The 17987-nt window shown below is 47.8% G+C and carries 16 protein-coding genes and 1 tRNA gene; 8 read left to right on the top strand and 9 right to left on the bottom strand.

Features of this window, described 5'->3' with window-relative positions; all coding sequences use genetic code 11:
* Positions 1-45: 45 nt before the first annotated feature.
* A tRNA-Phe gene (locus F8C67_RS11400) sits at positions 46-118 on the bottom strand.
* Positions 119-239: 121 nt separating this feature from the next.
* Between F8C67_RS11400 and F8C67_RS11395 the strand changes: the two genes are divergently transcribed.
* The 7 genes from F8C67_RS11395 (at position 240) to F8C67_RS11365 (ending at position 8295) form a co-directional block, all read left to right on the top strand.
* Positions 240-965 carry a type III pantothenate kinase gene (locus tag F8C67_RS11395; protein WP_151667977.1) on the top strand — a complete coding sequence of 242 codons (726 nt, stop codon included), beginning with the start codon at positions 240-242 and terminating at the stop codon, positions 963-965.
* On the top strand, positions 937-2283 hold the full coding sequence (locus F8C67_RS11390) for a hypothetical protein (protein WP_151667976.1): 1347 nt from the start codon (positions 937-939) through the stop codon (positions 2281-2283). Before F8C67_RS11395 ends, F8C67_RS11390 begins: the two co-directional genes overlap by 29 nt.
* Positions 2284-2293: 10 nt before the next feature.
* Positions 2294-3757 carry a tetratricopeptide repeat protein gene (locus F8C67_RS11385; protein WP_151667975.1) on the top strand — a complete coding sequence of 488 codons (1464 nt, stop codon included), beginning with the start codon at positions 2294-2296 and terminating at the stop codon, positions 3755-3757.
* A 15-nt stretch (positions 3758-3772) separates the two neighbouring features.
* Positions 3773-4360, top strand: coding sequence for an LPS export ABC transporter periplasmic protein LptC (lptC, locus tag F8C67_RS11380; RefSeq protein ID WP_151667974.1), 588 nt, complete (start codon positions 3773-3775; stop codon positions 4358-4360).
* Positions 4320-4526, top strand: coding sequence for a hypothetical protein (locus F8C67_RS11375; RefSeq protein WP_151667973.1), 207 nt, complete (start codon positions 4320-4322; stop codon positions 4524-4526). Before lptC ends, F8C67_RS11375 begins: the two co-directional genes overlap by 41 nt.
* Positions 4523-5770: a hemolysin family protein gene (locus F8C67_RS11370; RefSeq protein ID WP_151667972.1), complete on the top strand. Its 1248-nt coding sequence runs from the start codon at positions 4523-4525 to the stop codon at positions 5768-5770. Before F8C67_RS11375 ends, F8C67_RS11370 begins: the two co-directional genes overlap by 4 nt.
* Before the next feature lie 344 nt (positions 5771-6114).
* Positions 6115-8295, top strand: a complete 2181-nt coding sequence (locus tag F8C67_RS11365; RefSeq protein ID WP_151667971.1) for a peptidylprolyl isomerase — start codon at positions 6115-6117, stop codon at positions 8293-8295.
* A 490-nt stretch (positions 8296-8785) separates the two neighbouring features.
* Here F8C67_RS11365 and rodA read toward each other — a convergent pair whose 3' ends face one another.
* From rodA to purH, 6 genes are read right to left on the bottom strand one after another with little or no spacing between them, the layout of a single operon-like run.
* The gene (gene rodA, locus F8C67_RS11360; RefSeq protein ID WP_151667970.1) at positions 8786-10057 is read right to left on the bottom strand and encodes a rod shape-determining protein RodA; all 1272 of its coding nucleotides are present in this window, start codon (positions 10055-10057) and stop codon (positions 8786-8788) included.
* On the bottom strand, positions 10054-11904 hold the full coding sequence (gene mrdA / locus F8C67_RS11355; RefSeq protein ID WP_151667969.1) for a penicillin-binding protein 2: 1851 nt from the start codon (positions 11902-11904) through the stop codon (positions 10054-10056). The genes rodA and mrdA overlap by 4 nt, the downstream gene beginning before the upstream one ends.
* Complete coding sequence (locus F8C67_RS11350; RefSeq protein WP_151667968.1) at positions 11901-12407, bottom strand: rod shape-determining protein MreD; 507 nt, start codon at positions 12405-12407, stop codon at positions 11901-11903. Before F8C67_RS11350 ends, mrdA begins: the two co-directional genes overlap by 4 nt.
* A complete protein-coding gene (mreC, locus tag F8C67_RS11345; protein WP_151667967.1) occupies positions 12400-13236 on the bottom strand; it encodes a rod shape-determining protein MreC in 837 nt (278 codons plus the stop codon). Before mreC ends, F8C67_RS11350 begins: the two co-directional genes overlap by 8 nt.
* A gap of 6 nt (positions 13237-13242) precedes the next feature.
* A complete protein-coding gene (locus F8C67_RS11340) occupies positions 13243-14271 on the bottom strand; it encodes a rod shape-determining protein (protein ID WP_151667966.1) in 1029 nt (342 codons plus the stop codon).
* A gap of 9 nt (positions 14272-14280) precedes the next feature.
* On the bottom strand, positions 14281-15807 hold the full coding sequence (purH, locus tag F8C67_RS11335; protein ID WP_151667965.1) for a bifunctional phosphoribosylaminoimidazolecarboxamide formyltransferase/IMP cyclohydrolase: 1527 nt from the start codon (positions 15805-15807) through the stop codon (positions 14281-14283).
* Between the two features lie 101 nt (positions 15808-15908).
* Between purH and F8C67_RS11330 the strand changes: the two genes are divergently transcribed.
* Positions 15909-17150, top strand: a complete 1242-nt coding sequence (locus tag F8C67_RS11330; protein WP_151667964.1) for an ABC transporter permease — start codon at positions 15909-15911, stop codon at positions 17148-17150.
* Positions 17151-17157: 7 nt separating this feature from the next.
* Here the strand turns inward: F8C67_RS11330 and F8C67_RS11325 are convergent, their stop codons facing one another.
* Positions 17158-17622: a GAF domain-containing protein gene (locus F8C67_RS11325; protein ID WP_151667963.1), complete on the bottom strand. Its 465-nt coding sequence runs from the start codon at positions 17620-17622 to the stop codon at positions 17158-17160.
* The gene (locus F8C67_RS11320) at positions 17619-17975 is read right to left on the bottom strand and encodes a diacylglycerol kinase family protein (protein WP_151667962.1); all 357 of its coding nucleotides are present in this window, start codon (positions 17973-17975) and stop codon (positions 17619-17621) included. The genes F8C67_RS11325 and F8C67_RS11320 overlap by 4 nt, the downstream gene beginning before the upstream one ends.
* Positions 17976-17987 lie beyond the last annotated feature (12 nt).

The raw sequence follows: 17987 nt of genomic DNA, 5'->3' as shown, positions 1-17987 counted from the left end.
TCCAACAAAAAAAGCCCCACGTCTCCGCAGGGCTTTCTTGTTTTGTGGTGCTGGACGGAATCGAACCGCCGACACAAGGATTTTCAATCCTTTGCTCTACCAACTGAGCTACAGCACCAAAATGTTATGTTTCGCAATCCCAAACAGCCGTTCGTATCCTCGGGCGTTTTGTCTGTTGCGGCGGCAAATGTAAACATAATTTTGATTCTACAACACTCTTAAGCGTACCTTTACCGATTATGAATGCCACAATCGATTGGGGAAATACCCGAGCCAAACTCGGACTTTTTGATAACCAGCAACTTTTGCGCGTCGATCACTTCAATATCGACGATCCAAACATCGCAAAAAAAATTTCCGATTGGCTCGATGTCGTGAATCCCGGGAAGATCATCTGGACAAATTCCGGCGAGCCTAACCCTCTCGTGAAAGAACTGCTCGAAGATCGACAAGCCATTCATTTCTCCCACCAAACCCCCGTAGCACATTCTACCGTCTACACTACAAGAGGCACACTCGGACTCGATCGAATCCTTCTCTGCGAAGCCGCGTTTCACGAGTTTCCCAGAACCAATTGCCTCATTATAGATATGGGTACGTGCATTACTTACGATCTTATCGATCACCAAGGCGTTCATCAAGGCGGGTCTATCGCCCCAGGATGGAACATGCGCCTGCACGCCATGCACTCCTTTACCGCTAAATTACCAGAGGCCGAAGCAGAAATTTCCGAGCTCATCGGAACGTCTACAATCTCAGCCCTACAAAGCGGCGCTTACCATGGAATGCGGAATGAACTGCTCGAAACAATACGTCAGTATGAAGAGCGTTATAGCCCACTCTATGTGATTACGACAGGCGGAGATGCAGAAGCCTTTGCTCTTCAAGCAAAAAAAGACATCTTTGCACGTCCAAATTATACGCTACTCGGACTGAATGCGATTATACATCAATATGCGCAGTGAGTTTCGCCGCATCGTCGGCTTGTACATCTTTCTCCTCTGCGCCGGCACCTTGTCGGCCCAAACCGCTATCTCCCCCTATTCCATTTTTGGAAACGGCGAGAGAGAGTCCGGTAAATTCGCCAACCAAATCGGTATGGGCGGAATCTCAGCAGGTCTTCGTGATCCGATGCAAATCAATTTCACCCAACCTGCATCCTATTCAAAACTGAAGTATACCACCATCGATATCGGCGGCTTCTACCAAGAAACCCAACTTACCGATGCGAATCAATCCGTAAATTCCGGCAACGGCGGGTTTAATTACCTGGCCTTCGGATTCCCACTGATGGACGGATGGGCACTCGTGGCCGGTATCAATCCATACACCAAGATCGGTTACGACGTTACCGCAACCACTTCTTTCGATTTTGCAGACGCCGATCTACAATACATCGGTACGGGTGGTTTCGACCGCGCTTTTCTCGGAACATCCTTCGAAATCTTTAAAGGATTATCTGTCGGCGTAAACGGAAGCTATTTCTTTGGTACAGCCGAACGATCTACCACCGTGCTCATGGAGAACAACAACTTCTACAGCACCACCAAAGAAGAAAGCCTCGGCGCTACTGGATTCGCATGGGATGCCGGTATTCAATATGTAACCCGCCTGAGCTCGGATACACTTAAAGAACTCGTGCTTGGCGCAACCTATGTTCCTCAAACTAGAATCGGCGGTACGCTGAACGACCTGTATTACACCTTTACTTATTCTCCTTCCACAGGAGCGCGTCAGTATAAGGATACCGTTTATGCAAGAGAGAATGAAGATGCCGACGTGCTCTTCAATTCAAATTATGCCCTCGGTTTCACCTACGGAAAAAGACACAAACAGTTAATCCAATACGCTTGGAGTTTTGGCGCAGACTATCAATTTTTGTCGCGCGGTGAACTAAATGAAGGAAGCGAAGTTAGAGGAAGATATACCAATGGAATGCGTATCGGCGTCGGTGGACAGTTCATTCCGTACTACGCTTTCGACCTCGATAGAGGTTCATATTTCTCGCAAGTAGATTACAGATTCGGTGCATTCTATGAAGACACCGGTTTGAATGTGAATGATGAAGCCATCACCGATCGCGGTTTTACTTTGGGATTCGGAATGCCAGTGGGCAGAAGAACCACTTCTCCGAACGACGTAAAGTTAGCCACGCTTAACATTGGAATGGTTTTTGGACAAAGAGGTGTGAGAGACAACGGCAACATCGAAGAGACATATGCAAGGTTTGTTGTCGGTCTCACTTTAAATGATAAATGGTTTACGCAATTCAGGTACCGCTAATTATAAAATGATGAAACGAGTACTCCTACTTTTCGCCTTGGCACTTTTCGCGCAAGGCCTACACGCTCAAGACAAAACTTGGGGTGAAACTGCAACCGATTCAGTTCGTTGTTGGGAAAACTACAACAACTTTGGTGCGTTGTTCAATCAGAAGCAATACGCTCAAGCGTACGACAACTGGAACGTGGTTTACGAAACATGTCCAGCTGCCAAGGAAGTAATCTACATCTACGGCGCACGTGTGATTGAAGCTAAAATCGAAGAAGTAGAGGCCAAAGCTGAAAACGCAGCTGCTGCGGAGAAGGCTACACTCATGGACCAACGCAATGAGCTCGTGTCTCAGCTGTTTGAGATGTACGACAACCGTAACAAATACTTCCCAGGCAAAGAGGCTTACGTAAAGGCTTCTAAGGCTGCCGACCTCTTCGAATACTATGGAGATTCTGCTAGCCAGCAGGTATTCGACCTTTTCGGAGAAGCTATGGAAATCGATGCTACATCACTTACTGCTAGCCACTTCTGGACGTACTTCATGACTGCCGTTGAGCTCAAGAAGCAAGACAAGATTGACCTTGCAGGTGTTTTCAACATCTACAACATCATCGACGAGAACATCGCGAAGAATACAGATGAATTGAACATCGCCATCACTTCTGCTGATGCCGCACTTATCGCAGGTACATTGGACGACAGAGGTCAGCGTACACTTCAGCGTAACAAGCAACTTCTCGAGAACTACGAGAAAGTAAAAGGAAACGTAGAGAAGTCTCTCCGCAAGTTCCTTACTTCTTGCGAGACTATCGCGCGAGTTTACAACGCTGAAACATTCGCAGAGAACCGCGAGAATGAAGTTTGGATCCGTCGTGCTGTACGTACACTCGGTGCAGAATACGTAAACGATAGTGGTGAGGTAGTTAGCTGCCGCGATAACCCACTTTACTTCGAAATGACGGAGGCGCTTTACCAGATGAATCCATCTACTGAAGCTGCTCGTAACATGGGTCGTTTGGCGCTCGTTCGTAAAGAGTACGAAAAGGCAATCGACTACTTCAGCCAGTCTATCGAAGGTGAGGTTGACCCACTTATCAAGTCTGACGACAACTTGAAGCGTGCATACGCGATGCAAAAACTCGGACGTCTTCCAGCGGCTAAGTCTGCTGTAATGGAGGCGATTCGTTTGAACCCGAACAACGGTCAAGCTTACTTGCAGTTGTCTACTATCTACGCATCTGCTGATGGTGTTTGTGGTAGCAACGCCTTCGAAAAGCAGGCGGTTTACTGGGCGGCAATCGACAAAGCGAATACTGCAGCTCGTTTGGACCCAGCGCTTCGTGGAAAGGCGAATCAAGCCATCGCAGCCTACAAGAGAGGTGTGCCGGATAAAACGCTATCTTTCCAGCTAGGTCACCAAGAAGGAGAAACCTACACTATTGGCTGCTGGATCAACGAGACAGTAACCGTACGTTTCTACTAAGAGAAACCAACTCGTATGAGTTTTAGAATATCAAGGGGGATGGCCTGGGCTGTCCCTCTTTTTTTGATTTTGATTGCCTGCCAAAACGACCCTAAAGTCGTGAAGGAAGTGATGAATGAATACGACGGCCCACTTCGTGTTCAGGATGGCGTTACCTATACCTACACCGATAGCGGGTTGGTAGTGCTCAGGTTCCAAGCGCCCAAGGCAATTGATTTTTCTCACCTCGATGACGATCCTTATCTGGAGTTTCCAGATGGGATTGATGTGACATTCTACAACGATACGGGCGCGGTAGAAACTCATCTTACCGCAAACTATGCAAAGAGGTACATTGAGGAATCTCGCTGGGAGGCGGAAGGTGATGTCCACGTGGTTAACGCCAAAGACGAAGAACTCCAAAGCGAAAAGCTAGAGTGGGATGAGGCAGAAGAACGCATCTCTAGCGATGTGGCGGTTTCAATCTCAACACCCGACAGCAAAATCTGGGGAAAGGGATTTGATGCCGATCAGCACATGAATGATTACGAAATTCACGAAGTTTACGGAACGATATTTTTGAATGAAGAAGACAACGACAGCACGTCTACATCGGACCTTTGAAATTGTTTGGCTAGCGGTAATGGCCATATCTACCATCGAAATGTACGCTTCATGGGGTACTAGCTGGACGCGCTTTCTTGCCTTTGCGGCATTTTTCGTCCTCGGTGTTTTCCGATACATTTACTCGAGGAAGATGCGCATGCGAATCCAAAATGAATCTAGATGATTGACCCCTACGTCGTCATTATTCTGGCCTTGTTGGCCTCGGCGTTCTTCTCGGGAATGGAGATCGCCTTTTTGTCCGCTAACCGCCTCCAAATCGAACTGGAGAGCAAGAAGAAGCGCATTCCAAATGTGCTCTTATCCTACTTAGTTAAGCATCCCGCTCGATTCATTTCTACCATGCTCGTTGGAAACAACGTGGCACTCGTCCTCTTTGGAAAGTACGTTCCAGAAATTCTGAATCCATACTTCCAATGGACCAACGAACAGTACATCATTCTTCTATTACAAACCGTTATTTCTACCATCGTAGTACTGTTTGTTGCCGAATACTTACCAAAGGCGATTTTCAGCGCTAGGGCAAACGAAAGTTTGAAACTATTCTCCCTACCGGTTACGCTTATCTACGCACTCATCTTCCCCGTTGTAGAACTCATCACACGTTTCTCTAAGTTTTTGTTGAGGAAAGTTTTCAGGGCAGAATCTGATTCCGACCAGCCCGTGTTCTCCAAGGTAGATATCGATCATTACATCGAGGCGAATACGAATAATGACGACGATGAGGTAGATCACGAGATTGAAATATTCCGAAACGCACTTGATTTCAGCGACATCAAGGCGCGTGAATTCATGATTCCTCGTACGGAAATCTTGGCGGTTGATTCAGCAGAAACAATAGAGAAGCTACAGGAGCAGTTTATTGAAACCGGCTATTCCAAAATCATTGTTTACAGTGAGAACATCGACAATGTAATCGGCTACGTTCACGCTTATGAGCTCTTCAAAAAGCCGAAGGACATTCGCAGCATACTACGTCCCGTTAGTTTCATTCCAGAAACTATGACGGCCAATGATGTATTGAACCTCTTTACCCGCGACAAGCGCAACATGGCCATCGTTCTCGACGAACACGGAGGTACGGCAGGCCTAATCACCTTGGAAGACGTGGTAGAAGAAATCTTTGGCGACATCGACGATGAGCACGACACGGAAGAGCTCATGGAACGCCAAATTGGTCCGAATGAATTCATCTTCTCGGCCCGCCTTGAAATCGATTACCTCAACTCCGAATACAAGCTCCACCTCCCAGATAGCGACAACTACACGACCTTGGGCGGCCTCGTAATGGACATGCTTGAATCTATCCCAGAAAAAGGCGAACGCGTAGCCCTCGACGATTACATACTCGAGGTACTGACGGTGAGCTCGAATAGATTGGAAGAGGTGAGGATGTTGGTGAGGGATTGATCCGCCTGCCGGCGGATAAGTCCGCCTTTCGGCGGAAAGTCCGTCTACCGACGGAAAGTCAGCCTAACGGCTGAAAGAGAGCTTCGCTCAAGAGCAGAATGGAATGGAGGCTCAACCATACATTGAAGCTTATCTAATTTCGTCTCAAAGGCTTTCACCTGCACGTTTTGCCATACGCTATTGGAGCGCAGCGACCTTAACGAGCCTCGCGAGTCCTTGCATTCGCAGAATGCCTTCCGCACACAGTGCGCCTTAAATTCGAAGAATTTCTTACCCCAAAACCCCCTCACATTTCCCTACTTCCTTTATATTCGCAACCTTGAACTAAAACTCCGCAGAAGTACATGGCTACTTTGGAAAAAATCCGCAGAAGATCAGGCCTCCTGATCGTTGTTATTGGTGTCGCTTTGGGCGCGTTCCTTCTTACCGACTTTTTTACCGGTGGGACGAACATCCTTCAAGGCAATCCAAATGAAATTGGTATCGTAAATGGTCAGACCGTTTACGCGAATGAATTCAACGAGAGAATCGCTCTGTTGCGCACGCAAAACCAGCAGTACGCTCAGATGAGTGAGATTCAGTTGTCGAATATCGTTTGGCAACAGTATCTCGAAGAGAACATCTACCAAGAGATTTACGAGGATCTAGGCTTTACGGTTACCGACCTAGAGAACTACAATCGTATTCTCAACAACCCGAACATTCGTCAGACTCCAGCTTTCATTGATCAGACTACAGGTCAGTTTAGTGAAGTTCAATTCCGCAGCTTGCTCGAGAATTTGGAGATGAGAAAAGACGAAACTCCAGAGAATCGCCAGCAGTGGGATTCATGGTTGGAGTTCGAAGACGACGTTCGTAGCCAAGCGCTCGTGTTCAAGTTCAACAATGCCATCCAGAAAGGTCTTTACACACCTACAGCTATTGCTCGTCACGAGCACGCTTACAATGTGATTTCATCTGACGTTGGTATTCTTCAGCTTCCCTACACTTCTGTTTCTGACGATGAAGTTGAGGTTACTGAAGCAGACTTTGAAAAATACTTTGCAGAGAATAAGTACAAGTACAAGCAAGATTTCGAAACGCGTGACATCCTTTACGTGAACTTTGCAATCGAGCCTTCTGAAATGGACAAGCAAGAAGTGAGAGAAGAACTTGCTCGCCTCATCCAACCTGAAGTTCTTAAGAATGAATTGGGAGAGCCAATTGACACGCTTCCTGGTTTTGCTACCACAGATAACGATTCAGCGTTTGTTGTTGTAAACAGCGACGCACCTTACAGAGGCGGATACTGGAGAGCTGGAGAGCTCAGCAGCAATGTTGATTCAATTCTCTTCGGTGCTGAAGTAGGTTACGTTTATGGCCCTTATGAAGAATCAGGTGGTTACAAGCTCACTAAACTTTCTGACATCGCGACGCTTCCAGACTCTGTTTCTGCACGTCACATTTTGATTTCTTACGCTACTCCACAAAACCAGCAGGTTCAGCGCACTCGTGCACAAGCACAAGCTTTGGCGGATAGCCTTCTTGGTGTATTGGAAGCAGATCGTTCACAGTTCGACACATTGGTTGTTCAGTACTCAAACGACCCAGGTTCAATTGAGAACGGCGGTCTTTACGAGTGGTTCCAGCCTAAGCAAATGGTTGCTGCGTTCGAGAACTTCGCATACCAGAATCCAGTGGGTTCACTCGGTGTAGTTGAAACTCAATTCGGTTTCCACATCATGGATGTTACCGAGCACTCTGCCACAAAACAAAAGGCGATTAAGGTGGCTACGGTATACCGCGAGGTTACTACAACTAACCGCACAGAGAAAGAAGTATACAACCGCGCTGCGGAATTTGCAGCAGCTGCTTCATACACAGATTTCGCTACAGCGGCTGACAGCCTCGGACTTCAAGTTCGTCCGATGACTCAGCTTCAAGGAACTGCCGACCAAATCATTGGTTTGGGTCAGGCTCGCGATGTTGTGACTTGGGCATTTGGTAAGAACAAGGAAGTTGCTGAAGGTGACATCGAGCTCATCAACAATGGCAACCGTTCTTTCGTGGTTGCACAATTGACGAACATCACTGAAGAAGGTTACCGCACGCTAGAAGACGTTCGCGAAGACATTCGTCCGATGGTTGTAAACCACGTGAAGGCACAAAAAGTGCTTCTTCCACGTGCTCAGGAAATCATGGCTGGAGAAGATAACATCCGCGCGATTGCCGAGAAGGTTGACCAGAATATGGCACTTCAACAAGTGAAGCTTGCAAACAGCTCTATCACAGGTGTAGGCAACGAGCCGGCGGTTGTAGGAGCCATGGCTGCAAGCCAAGTAACTCCAATCTACGGTCCAATGGAAGGCAACCAAGGTGTTTACATCTGGCAGGTTAACGCCATTGCAGACTTCGTTGAAAAAGGAGACTACACTACAGATCAAGAAAACGCAACCCGCCAGCTACGCACAAGAGTGACAGCTCAGTTGTTCTCAGCTTTGAGCAAGCAGGTGGAGATTGTGGATAATAGGTTGAGGTTTTTTTAAGATCAGCCTGGCGGCTGAAAGGATCCGCCTATTGGCGAAAAGGATTCTCAGCCTAGCGGCTGAAAAAAGCGCCTAACTTGACACATAGGATGAAAGCCTCACGCGAGTGGGGCTTTTGTCGTAGTTAGGGATCAGCTTGGCGGCTGAAAGAGAGCTTCGCTCAAGAACCGAAAAGAATGGAGGCCCCGCTAATTTAGTGGGGCTTTTCTATTGTGGTCCCGTAGGCCTTCATGCAAGGTGTGACGTACACTTATGTAGCGACTTGGAGCGCAGCGACCTTAACGAGCCCCGCGAGTTCTTGCATTCGCAGAATGCCTTGCGCACGCAGTGCGTCTTACATTCGCAGAATGTCTTAGAGCGCAGCGACCTTAACGAGCCCGCGAGTTCTTGCATTCGCAGAATGCCTTGCACACGCAGTACGTCTTTCATGCGCGCAGCGCATGATCCTTTTCGCCGATAGGCGAACCCTTTTCAGCGCTTCGCGCTGAACCTACAGCTCCTCCCACCTATTCGCATCCAACCTCAAAAAGATAAACAGCAAGACCGTAAAACCCCAGAGGGATGATCCGCCGTAGCTGAAGAAGGGGAGTGGGATTCCAATTACTGGGGCAAGGCCTACCGTCATTGCGATGTTTACCGCAAAGTGGAGGAAGATGATGCTAACAACACTATAGCCGTAGATTCGGGAGAATTTACTCTTCTGACGCTCCGCCAAGAAGACCAGTCTGGCCATAAGAGCAATGAAGAGCAGAATGGTGATGCTGCTTCCTACAAATCCCCATTCTTCGCCTACCGTGCAAAAGATATAGTCTGTACTTTGTTCTGGGACGTAGTTGAGCTTCGTCTGTGTTCCTTCTAAAAACCCCTTTCCACTAAAACCTCCCGAGCCAATAGCGATGAGCGATTGCGTAGTGTGATACCCAACACCCATTGGGTCGTCTTGAATGCCAAGGAGGACGTTAATCCTGCTCTGCTGGTGCGGCTGTAACACCTTGTTGAATATCGCATTGGTGCCGAAGGCCATCGCACCACTAAATAAGGCCAGAAGGAGGGTTGTCCACACAGCCTTGCGACTTTTGCGGAGGAAGAAGACGATGAGCAAGGCCAAGATGCCAACTACGCCCACGACATAAACCGGTGGGTATATCAAGGCCATAATGGCGGTGACCGCCGCAAGTAAAGCGATGAAGAGGTACATTCCCGGCAATCCTTCTCGGTAAAAGACCAAGAAGAAGCTCAAGTAGACCAAAGCCGAGCCGGCGTCCGGTTGGAGCAGGATTAAGATCATTGGTATACCCATAAGGACCAATGGCCAAAAGCGGAACTTCCATTTGGAGATGTCCACATTCAACATACTCATGTAACGGGCCATAGCCAAGGCCGTACCGAACTTGGCAAATTCGGAAGGCTGCAAACTGAAGGATCCAAGCTGAATCCAACTCTTATTTCCACCTATCTCCTTACCAATGATAAGGGTAAGGACAAGGAGTAAAATCGTAACGACGTATGTAGGGTAGGCTACGGTTTGATATAGCCGAGCGTCACTTAAGAGAATGGCCAGTATCAAAACAGCCGAGGTGATGATCCACATCAACTGCTTGCCGTATTGTTGTGACATATCAAAGATGCTCTTGTGCTCCTCCGAGTAAACCGCAGCATAGATATTCATCCATCCAAGGAGGACCAATACAGCGTACAACGCAAATGTCCATGGGTCTAAACGCGAAAGGACATTCCCTCTTCTTCCTCTAGATCCTCTCATGGCGCAACAAATAAACTGTCGTTGCCAAATATTTCGATGTACTGCCGACGGTACTCTTCTTCCAAAGAACCTTCTACCATGCGGTTGTACAATGCCTCTCGAGTGATTTCACCATTGATGTAATCTTCAATCATTAAAGAGGCAATGGGAGCAGCCCAACGAGAACCCCAGTATCCGTTTTCTATGATTACTGCAATGGCAATCTGCGGATTTTCTCTCGGCGCAAATGCGATGAAAATCGAATGATCTTGTCCATGCGGGTTCTCAGCCGTACCTGTTTTACCGCACATTTCGATGGAACTCAATCGACTAGCCCGAGCGGTTCCAGATTCGAACACATCGAACATGCCGTCAATCACTGTGGCAAAATGCACGGAGTCTACCGTGGTGTATTTCGGTTCGGTATAATGCGGGTCATCTATGGGCTCATCCTCAATTGCTTTCACAATGTGTGGGGTGAAATAATGGCCGCGGTTTGCAATCGCAGCCGTCATGTTCGCAAGCTGGATAGGGGTGACAATCATTTCACCCTGACCGATGGAGAGCGATATGGTGCTGACCGCCTTCCAGCCCGTATAGCCGAAAGCACGGTCGTAATAATCCGCATTGGGAACAAAACCGCGCTTTCCGGTAGGTAAATCATTATTCAAAAACTGACCTAAACCGAAGCTGCGAACGTGTTCGTTCCAAGCGTTCATCCCTTGGTGAGCATCTGGGTAGTTCTCAATAATTCTCTTGAAGACGTTGCAGTAGTAGTTGTTACAGCTTTTCGAGATGGACTTGCGCAACGCCATAGTACCACCACCGCAGTGGCAGCCTACGTGAAGGCGGCCGTAGTGGAATCCGCCATGACAAGTGTATGTGGTTCTTTCCGTAAGCGTTCCCTCTTGCAAACCAACGAGCGCCTGAATAACCTTGAATGGTGACCCTGGCGGATACTCAGCCAAAAGCCCCCGATCGTACAACGGTTTGTTGATGCTATCGTGAAACAAGTTGGTGTAATTGCGACTGCGCTTTCTTCCAACTAGCAAATTTGGATCGTATGTAGGTGCGCTTACTAGCGCTAGAATTTCGCCAGAGGAGGGTTCGATAGCCACCACACTTCCACGTTTTCCGGCCATCAATGTTTCACCGAGTAGCTGAAGGTCGATGTCAATCGTTGAAGTCACATCTTTTCCGGGGACAGGAACCGTGTCGTACATCCCATTCATGAACCTGCCTACTTCGCGGTTATGGTTGTCTACCAAAAGAAATCTTCTTCCGGCTTTTCCACGGAGTACATCCTCATAACTCTTATCGATACCGGCCTTTCCGGTAAGGTCGCCCATGGAGTAACCCGGGTTCTCTCGAATGAAGCGTTCGTTCACTTCACCAATGAATCCAACTACGTTTGCAGCTCCGGAAATGGGGTAATCGCGAAGCAGACGTTTCTGAGTGTAGAATCCAGGAAACTTGTAGAGCTCTTCTTGTATCCGCGCGTACCGCTCATCGCTCATCATTCCAAAGAAGATAGACGGTTGATAGCGAGAATAGCGTATGGCGCGCTGAATACGGTCATTCACGTAAGTGGTGTCTACATCCAACAATCGGCAGAGCAGGGCGGTGTCGAACGGTTCCACCTGGCGAGGGATAACCATAACGTCGTAACCCACCTGATTGGCCACAAGCAGCTCACCATTGCGGTCGTAAATGTATCCCCTAGGCGGATAGATTTTTACTTCGCGCTTGGCATTGTTTTCTGCTGAAAGCTTGTAGGTGGGGTCGAGGACTTGAATGGAAAAGAGTCTCCCAAGGAAGATCAATCCCAAAATCCCAAAAATCCCATAAAACAAAAGGTCTCTTCTCATGCTTCTTCCCGGTACACGAATAACTGCGTGATGTATATCATCAACAGGGTAATCGGTGCAGACACTAAGGTACGAGAGAAGATGGAAAATATCTCCCTAAAACTGAATGCTTCCACACTAAATAACCATAGGTGATGAATGAACACTCCTAACGTTACATAGGTGAAGAATCGCGTTGGCCCCATGGTCCACAAACTGATGCGATTCAATTCTTGCTGCGAAGGCGGCACCACGAATCGATACAGGTAAGGTCGGATGAAGGCTAGGGTTAGTGAGGCGGAAATATGCACCCCTCCAGAATTCTCCGCGATGTCGATTAAGAGTCCCATCGCGAAGGCCCAAAGAAGTAGATAAAATCGGTTGGTATTTGCAGGTAAGCTGAGGATAAACAGCACGTACAAGTACGGATTGAGATATCCTGCAAGCTGAATGTTGTTCAGAATAAAGATTTGAAATAAGGCCAGAAACACGAAGCGGCCTACCCAACGTAATCCGTCATTCATCATTGTTTCTTCTCATTTCAAGAAGGGCACGTTCTCCCTTCAGTAGATTCTTAACGATATAGACCTTCTCAAGTGCGGCGAAGTCTACGGCTAAAACAACATCAATTTCGTAAAACTGATCTTGTGGCTCGATGTAGAAAGTGTCGACTACCCCAATTGGAATTCCGGAAGGATAGAGGCCGGAGCGCGTATCGGTTACAACAGTGTCGCCCACATGTATGCGTGCCTGGCGCGGGATGTCGCTCCACCGCGCCTCCCGATATCCGAATGTAGCCGGCCAACTCACAGGTCCAAAATAAGGTGCATTCTTAAACCTTCCCGAAAGGCTTGTCCTCCCATGAATAATGGGGATAACGGTAGAGTAGTGTTTGGAAACATCGGTAACGATGCCTACTACGCCATCAGAATTAATCACGCCCATGTCGGGTTGTACGCCATGGGCCGAACCACGGTTGAGGGTGAGGTAATTGTTGCGCTTGTGAATGGAGCTGTTGATGACTTCCGCATCGATGAACGAGTACTGTTGAATGTACAACGTATCTACTACAGTGTCATGGTCCGCATACATCTGAAAGTAAGAGGATTTCAACGCACTGCGCAAGGTGGCATTTTCTGAAGCGAGGTTGCGATTGGTCTGACTCAAATTGATGAAGTCGCGCACGTAGCGGTAATTCTCCATCATTGAACCTGTAACGGCGTTCGCAGAAGTAGCCACAGCGGTTCTGTGATACGAATTAGCTCGAACCACTAGGGTAAGTGCTACAGCTTGCATTGCGATGAAAGCGAACAGAATTCGCCTCTTCCACAAGAATTGTAGCAGGTATTGCATTCAGTTTTATCTAAGTAGGAGCGTGCGGTACTTATCGATATTCTTGAGGGTGATACCCGTACCACGCACCACGGCGCGAAGTGGATCTTCGGCAACATAAACTGGAAGATCTGTCTTCATGCTGATACGTTTGTCGAGCCCACGAAGAAGTGAACCACCACCGGCCATGTAGATACCACTGTTGTAGATATCGGCAGCCAATTCAGGTGGAGTCATCGAAAGCGCTTCCATAATCGCATCCTCAATACGCGTGATACTCTTGTCGAGCGCACGAGCAATCTCCTTGTACGAAACTGTGATTTGCTTCGGCTTTCCGGTGAGGAGGTCACGACCTTGAACATCCATTTCATCTGGAGGATTCGGAAGATCATCGAGGGCAGAACCTACTTGAATTTTGATTTGCTCGGCAGTTCTTTCACCTACGTATAGGTTGTGCTGCGTACGCATGTAGTAGCTAATGTCGTTTGTGAACACATCCCCTGCAACCTTGATGCTCTTGTCGCAAACGATACCACCGAGTGCGAGAACGGCAATTTCAGTAGTACCACCACCTATGTCGATGATCATGTTTCCTTTAGGCTCGAGTACATCCACTCCGATACCGATAGCCGCTGCCATAGGTTCGTGTATGAGATATACTTCCTTGGCTTTCGCCTGTTCGGCTGAATCCTTTACCGCTCGTTTCTCAACTTCGGTAATACCGGAAGGAATACAAATGACCATTCGAAGTGATGGCGCGAAATACTTGCTCTTGAGCGATGGGATGCTCTTGATCATCTCACGAATCATGTGCTCGGAAGCAACGAAATCGGCAATAACACCATCTTTAAGCGGACGAACCGTTTTGATGTTCTCGTGGGTTTTACCGTGCATTTGCATCGCGGCGTGGCCCACGGCCATGATATCGTTGGTAGAGCGGTCGAGCGCAACGATTGACGGTGCGTCGACAACTACTTTATCGTTGTGAATAATCAAGGTATTAGCCGTTCCCAGGTCGATGGCAATATCCTGAACAAAAAAATCAAAGAGTCCCATTGGTGTGGATCAGTGTTTGAAGTGACGGTGACCGGTGAATACCATGCTCATGCCGTTGGCGTCGCAATAGTCGATGCTCAATTGATCTTTGATTGAGCCACCGGGTTGAATCACTGTATTAATTCCTTCGCCGTTCGCGATTTCAACGCAATCCGGGAAGGGGAAGAACGCATCCGAAGCCATAACGGCCCCGTTTAAGTCAAAGTTAAACGATTTTGCCTTTTGAATTGCCTGACGCAAAGCATCAACGCGAGAAGTTTGTCCGGTTCCGCTTGCTAGAAGCTGACCATCCTTGGCAAGAACGATAGTGTTTGACTTGGTATTCTTACAAAGTGCACTTGCGAAAATGAGGTCGTCAATTTGCGCTTCCGTAGGAGCAACCTTGGTAACGGTCTTCAAGTCTTCGCGAGAATCGGTGTGATAATCACGCTCTTGAACGAGTACTCCATTGAGAATAGTGCGTGCAATCATTTCTTGTGGTTGAATGTTCTTCACCTTCAAGATGATGCGGTTCTTTTTAGACTGAAGAATGCTAAGAGCCTCAGCTGTAAATCCAGGCGCAAGAACTACTTCGCAGAAAATCTCATTGATCCCTTCCGCTGTCTTGGCGTCAATTTCTTTATTCGAAGCGATGATTCCGCCGAAGGCTGAAACAGGGTCGCCCGCAAGTGCATCTTTCCATGCGGTGGGCAGGTCATCTCTCTGAGCTAGTCCGCAGGCGTTGTTGTGTTTGATAACTGCAACCGTTGGCTTTTGGTCCCAGAATTCAGCAATGAGCTGCGCGGCAGCGTCAACATCCAGGAGGTTGTTGTAGCTCAACTCTTTTCCATGAAGCTGTTCGAAGGCTTCATCCAAGTTTCCGTGGAACCATCCTTTTTGGTGTGGATTTTCGCCATAGCGAAGTTCTTTTCCGCTGCGAACGCTACGCTTGTATGAGGTAGAGTTTGGAGCAAAGAAACCGTGGATGGCCGTGTCGTAATGCGACGAAATATCAAAGGCATATCCTGCAAAACGGTGGCGATCTTCGATGGAAGTTTCGCTGTTTCCCGCTTGAAGGATGTCTAGTGTTTCAGCGTAATATTCGCGAGAGGGAACGATGAGAACATCTTTGAAGTTCTTCGCTGCAGCGCGAATGAGAGAAATACCACCAATGTCGATTTTCTCGATGATGTCTTGTTCAGAAGCTCCAGAGGCAACAGTTTCTTCGAAAGGATAGAGGTCAACAACCACCATATCGATATCTGGAATGTTGTGCTCCGCTTTCTCTTGAAGATCGCCTTCGTTCTCTCTTCTATGGAGAATTCCACCAAAGATGGCAGGGTGAAGTGTCTTTACTCGACCGCCGAAAATAGACGGATAATTGGTTTGTGATTCAACCGGAATAACTGGCAAGCCCAAACCTTCGAGGAAAGTCTGAGTACCTCCAGTGGAGTAAAGAGTTACGCCGTCAGCGTGAAGTTGACGTGCAATTGGCTCAAGGCCATCTTTATAGAATACAGATAAGAGTGCGCTCTTGATACGTTTCGTGCCGCTCATGTAGTGGGATTTTCAAAGGAGCAAAAGTAGTGAAATACAGGGGGTACCACAAGGTATTATGTGAGTGAGAATTATCGTACTTTCGAACTAGACTAAACACAATGAAGTTAACGCAGATCATATTCGAAGGTGGTCGCATGGCAGCTCAAGCTCTTCGCGCCAATCCACTTCGTTCCTTCCTTTCACTTTTGGGAATGACCCTCGGTATATTCTTGATTATCACCGTAAATACCGTAGTGGATAGTTTGGAGAAATCTATTCGCGATTCTGTAGAACAAGTGGGGTCCGATGTCCTTTATGTGCAAAAATGGCCATGGGGCGGAGGAGGAGAATATCCCTGGTGGAAAATTTGGCAGCACCCTGAGCCGAAGTATGAGGAGATGGGTAAGCTGAAAGGTCGACTGAAATATGCCGATGCCATGTCCTATCTCATCAGCATAAATTCAAATTTGAATTACCGAAGTAATACCGTGGAAAGCGTTGGTGTTGCTGGCGTTTCGTTCGAGTATTCACAAATCTGGGGCGTACCCATCGAAGTTGGACGATATTTCAGTCCACAAGAATCGGCCGGCGGAGCCAACGTCGCATTGGTTGGGCACGACGTTGCCGAAGGACTGTTCGGACCGCTGAACCCGATTGGAAAGGAAGTGAGAGTTCTGGGCGAAAAGGTTAGAATAATTGGCGTTTTTGAGAAAGAAGGAGAGAAGCTTATTGGTGAAAGCCACGATGAATTATTCGTTGTTCCCGTAGAGTTCATGCTCAAAAAGGTGAATGAAGACGAGCTTCAAGGAACTATCATGGTGAAAGCCAAAGAGGGCATTGAAATAGATATGCTAAAGGATGAAGTGGAGGGTGTCATGCGCGGAGTTCGACGATTGCGACCTGTTGCAGAGAACAACTTTGCCATCAATGAAATCAGTGTGCTTCAGAATGGGTTGGATTCGATGTTTACCGCAATCGGACTCGGCGGATCCATCATTGGAGGTTTCGCACTCCTTGCAGGTGGCTTCGGAATTGCCAACATCATGTTTGTAAGTGTGAGTGAGCGTACGAATCAAATCGGCGTTCAAAAAGCACTCGGTGCCAAAGCGCGATTCATTCTCATGCAGTTCATTTCTGAATCGGTAACACTAAGCCTCGCAGGCGGGGTCCTTGGGCTATTGCTCACCTACGCACTTGTGTTAATTGGCGACTTGATGTTCGATTCTTTTGACATCTTCTTGTCGACGAACAACATCATCACGGGACTAATCGTATCGGCGGTAATCGGGGTTGTCTTTGGACTATTGCCTGCCCTGAGGGCGAGTAAGATGGATCCGGTTGAGGCCATCCGCCAGAGCTAGCAGGCGGCTAATGTCCGAATGGGGACAAATCTAGTGCGGCAACGAGATCGCATATTTGGCTGAGAAGCACTTCGTCTTCGTCAGTGAAAGGAGTCGCATGGTGCGAGTCGATATCAATCTGACCAATCACACTTCCGTTGCGCTTCATTGGGACAACCAGTTCCGCTTTGGTTTCGATCGAGCAAGCGATGTAGTTGTCTTGAGCGTACACATCATCTACTTTAAACGTTTCCCCTGAAACAGCTACTTGGCCACAAATTCCCTTGCCGTATGGAATGCGAGTGTGTTCGGTTTCGGCACCGGCATATGGACCAATTTCTAAGATTTGCGTTTCATCATTCATGAAATAGAAGCCCACCCAATTGTAGTATTCGATTTCATTCATGAGAAGCTCGCATACTTCGGTAATGCCTTTTGTACCGTTGGTGGAAAGAATCTCTTCTGCTTTAGAAAAAATCTCGTTGTAGTTCATTTTGCAAGTGCAATAATGTAGGGTGTGAAAATGATGATGCCAATGGCGGCGGCCAAGATAGCGGCTAGAAGGACGGCGCCGGCTGAAATATCCTTACATTTTTTTATCAGGGGATGGGTCTCTGGATGGAGCGCATCTGCTAAGTTCTCAATACCAGAGTTTAAGCCTTCGAGAGCGAGCACTAGGGCGGACGTGAGAAGAAGGATGGTCCATTCGGTGTTTGTCACCCCAAAGTACCAAGCGCTCGTAGTTACGAGTAGAAACGCGAAGGAGTGAAATCGGAAGTGCGGTTCGCGAAGCAAACTGCGAATACCGCTGAAGGCATAACCGAAGGCTTGAATTCTATTTTTCATGAAACTGTACCA

The sequence above is a fragment of the Phaeocystidibacter luteus genome, assembly GCF_008933115.1.
In the GTDB taxonomy this organism is placed as follows: Bacteria; Bacteroidota; Bacteroidia; order Flavobacteriales; family Schleiferiaceae; genus Phaeocystidibacter; species Phaeocystidibacter luteus.
Note: the sequence above shows the minus strand (reverse complement) of the source record. Positions and strands in the feature narration are given on the sequence as shown.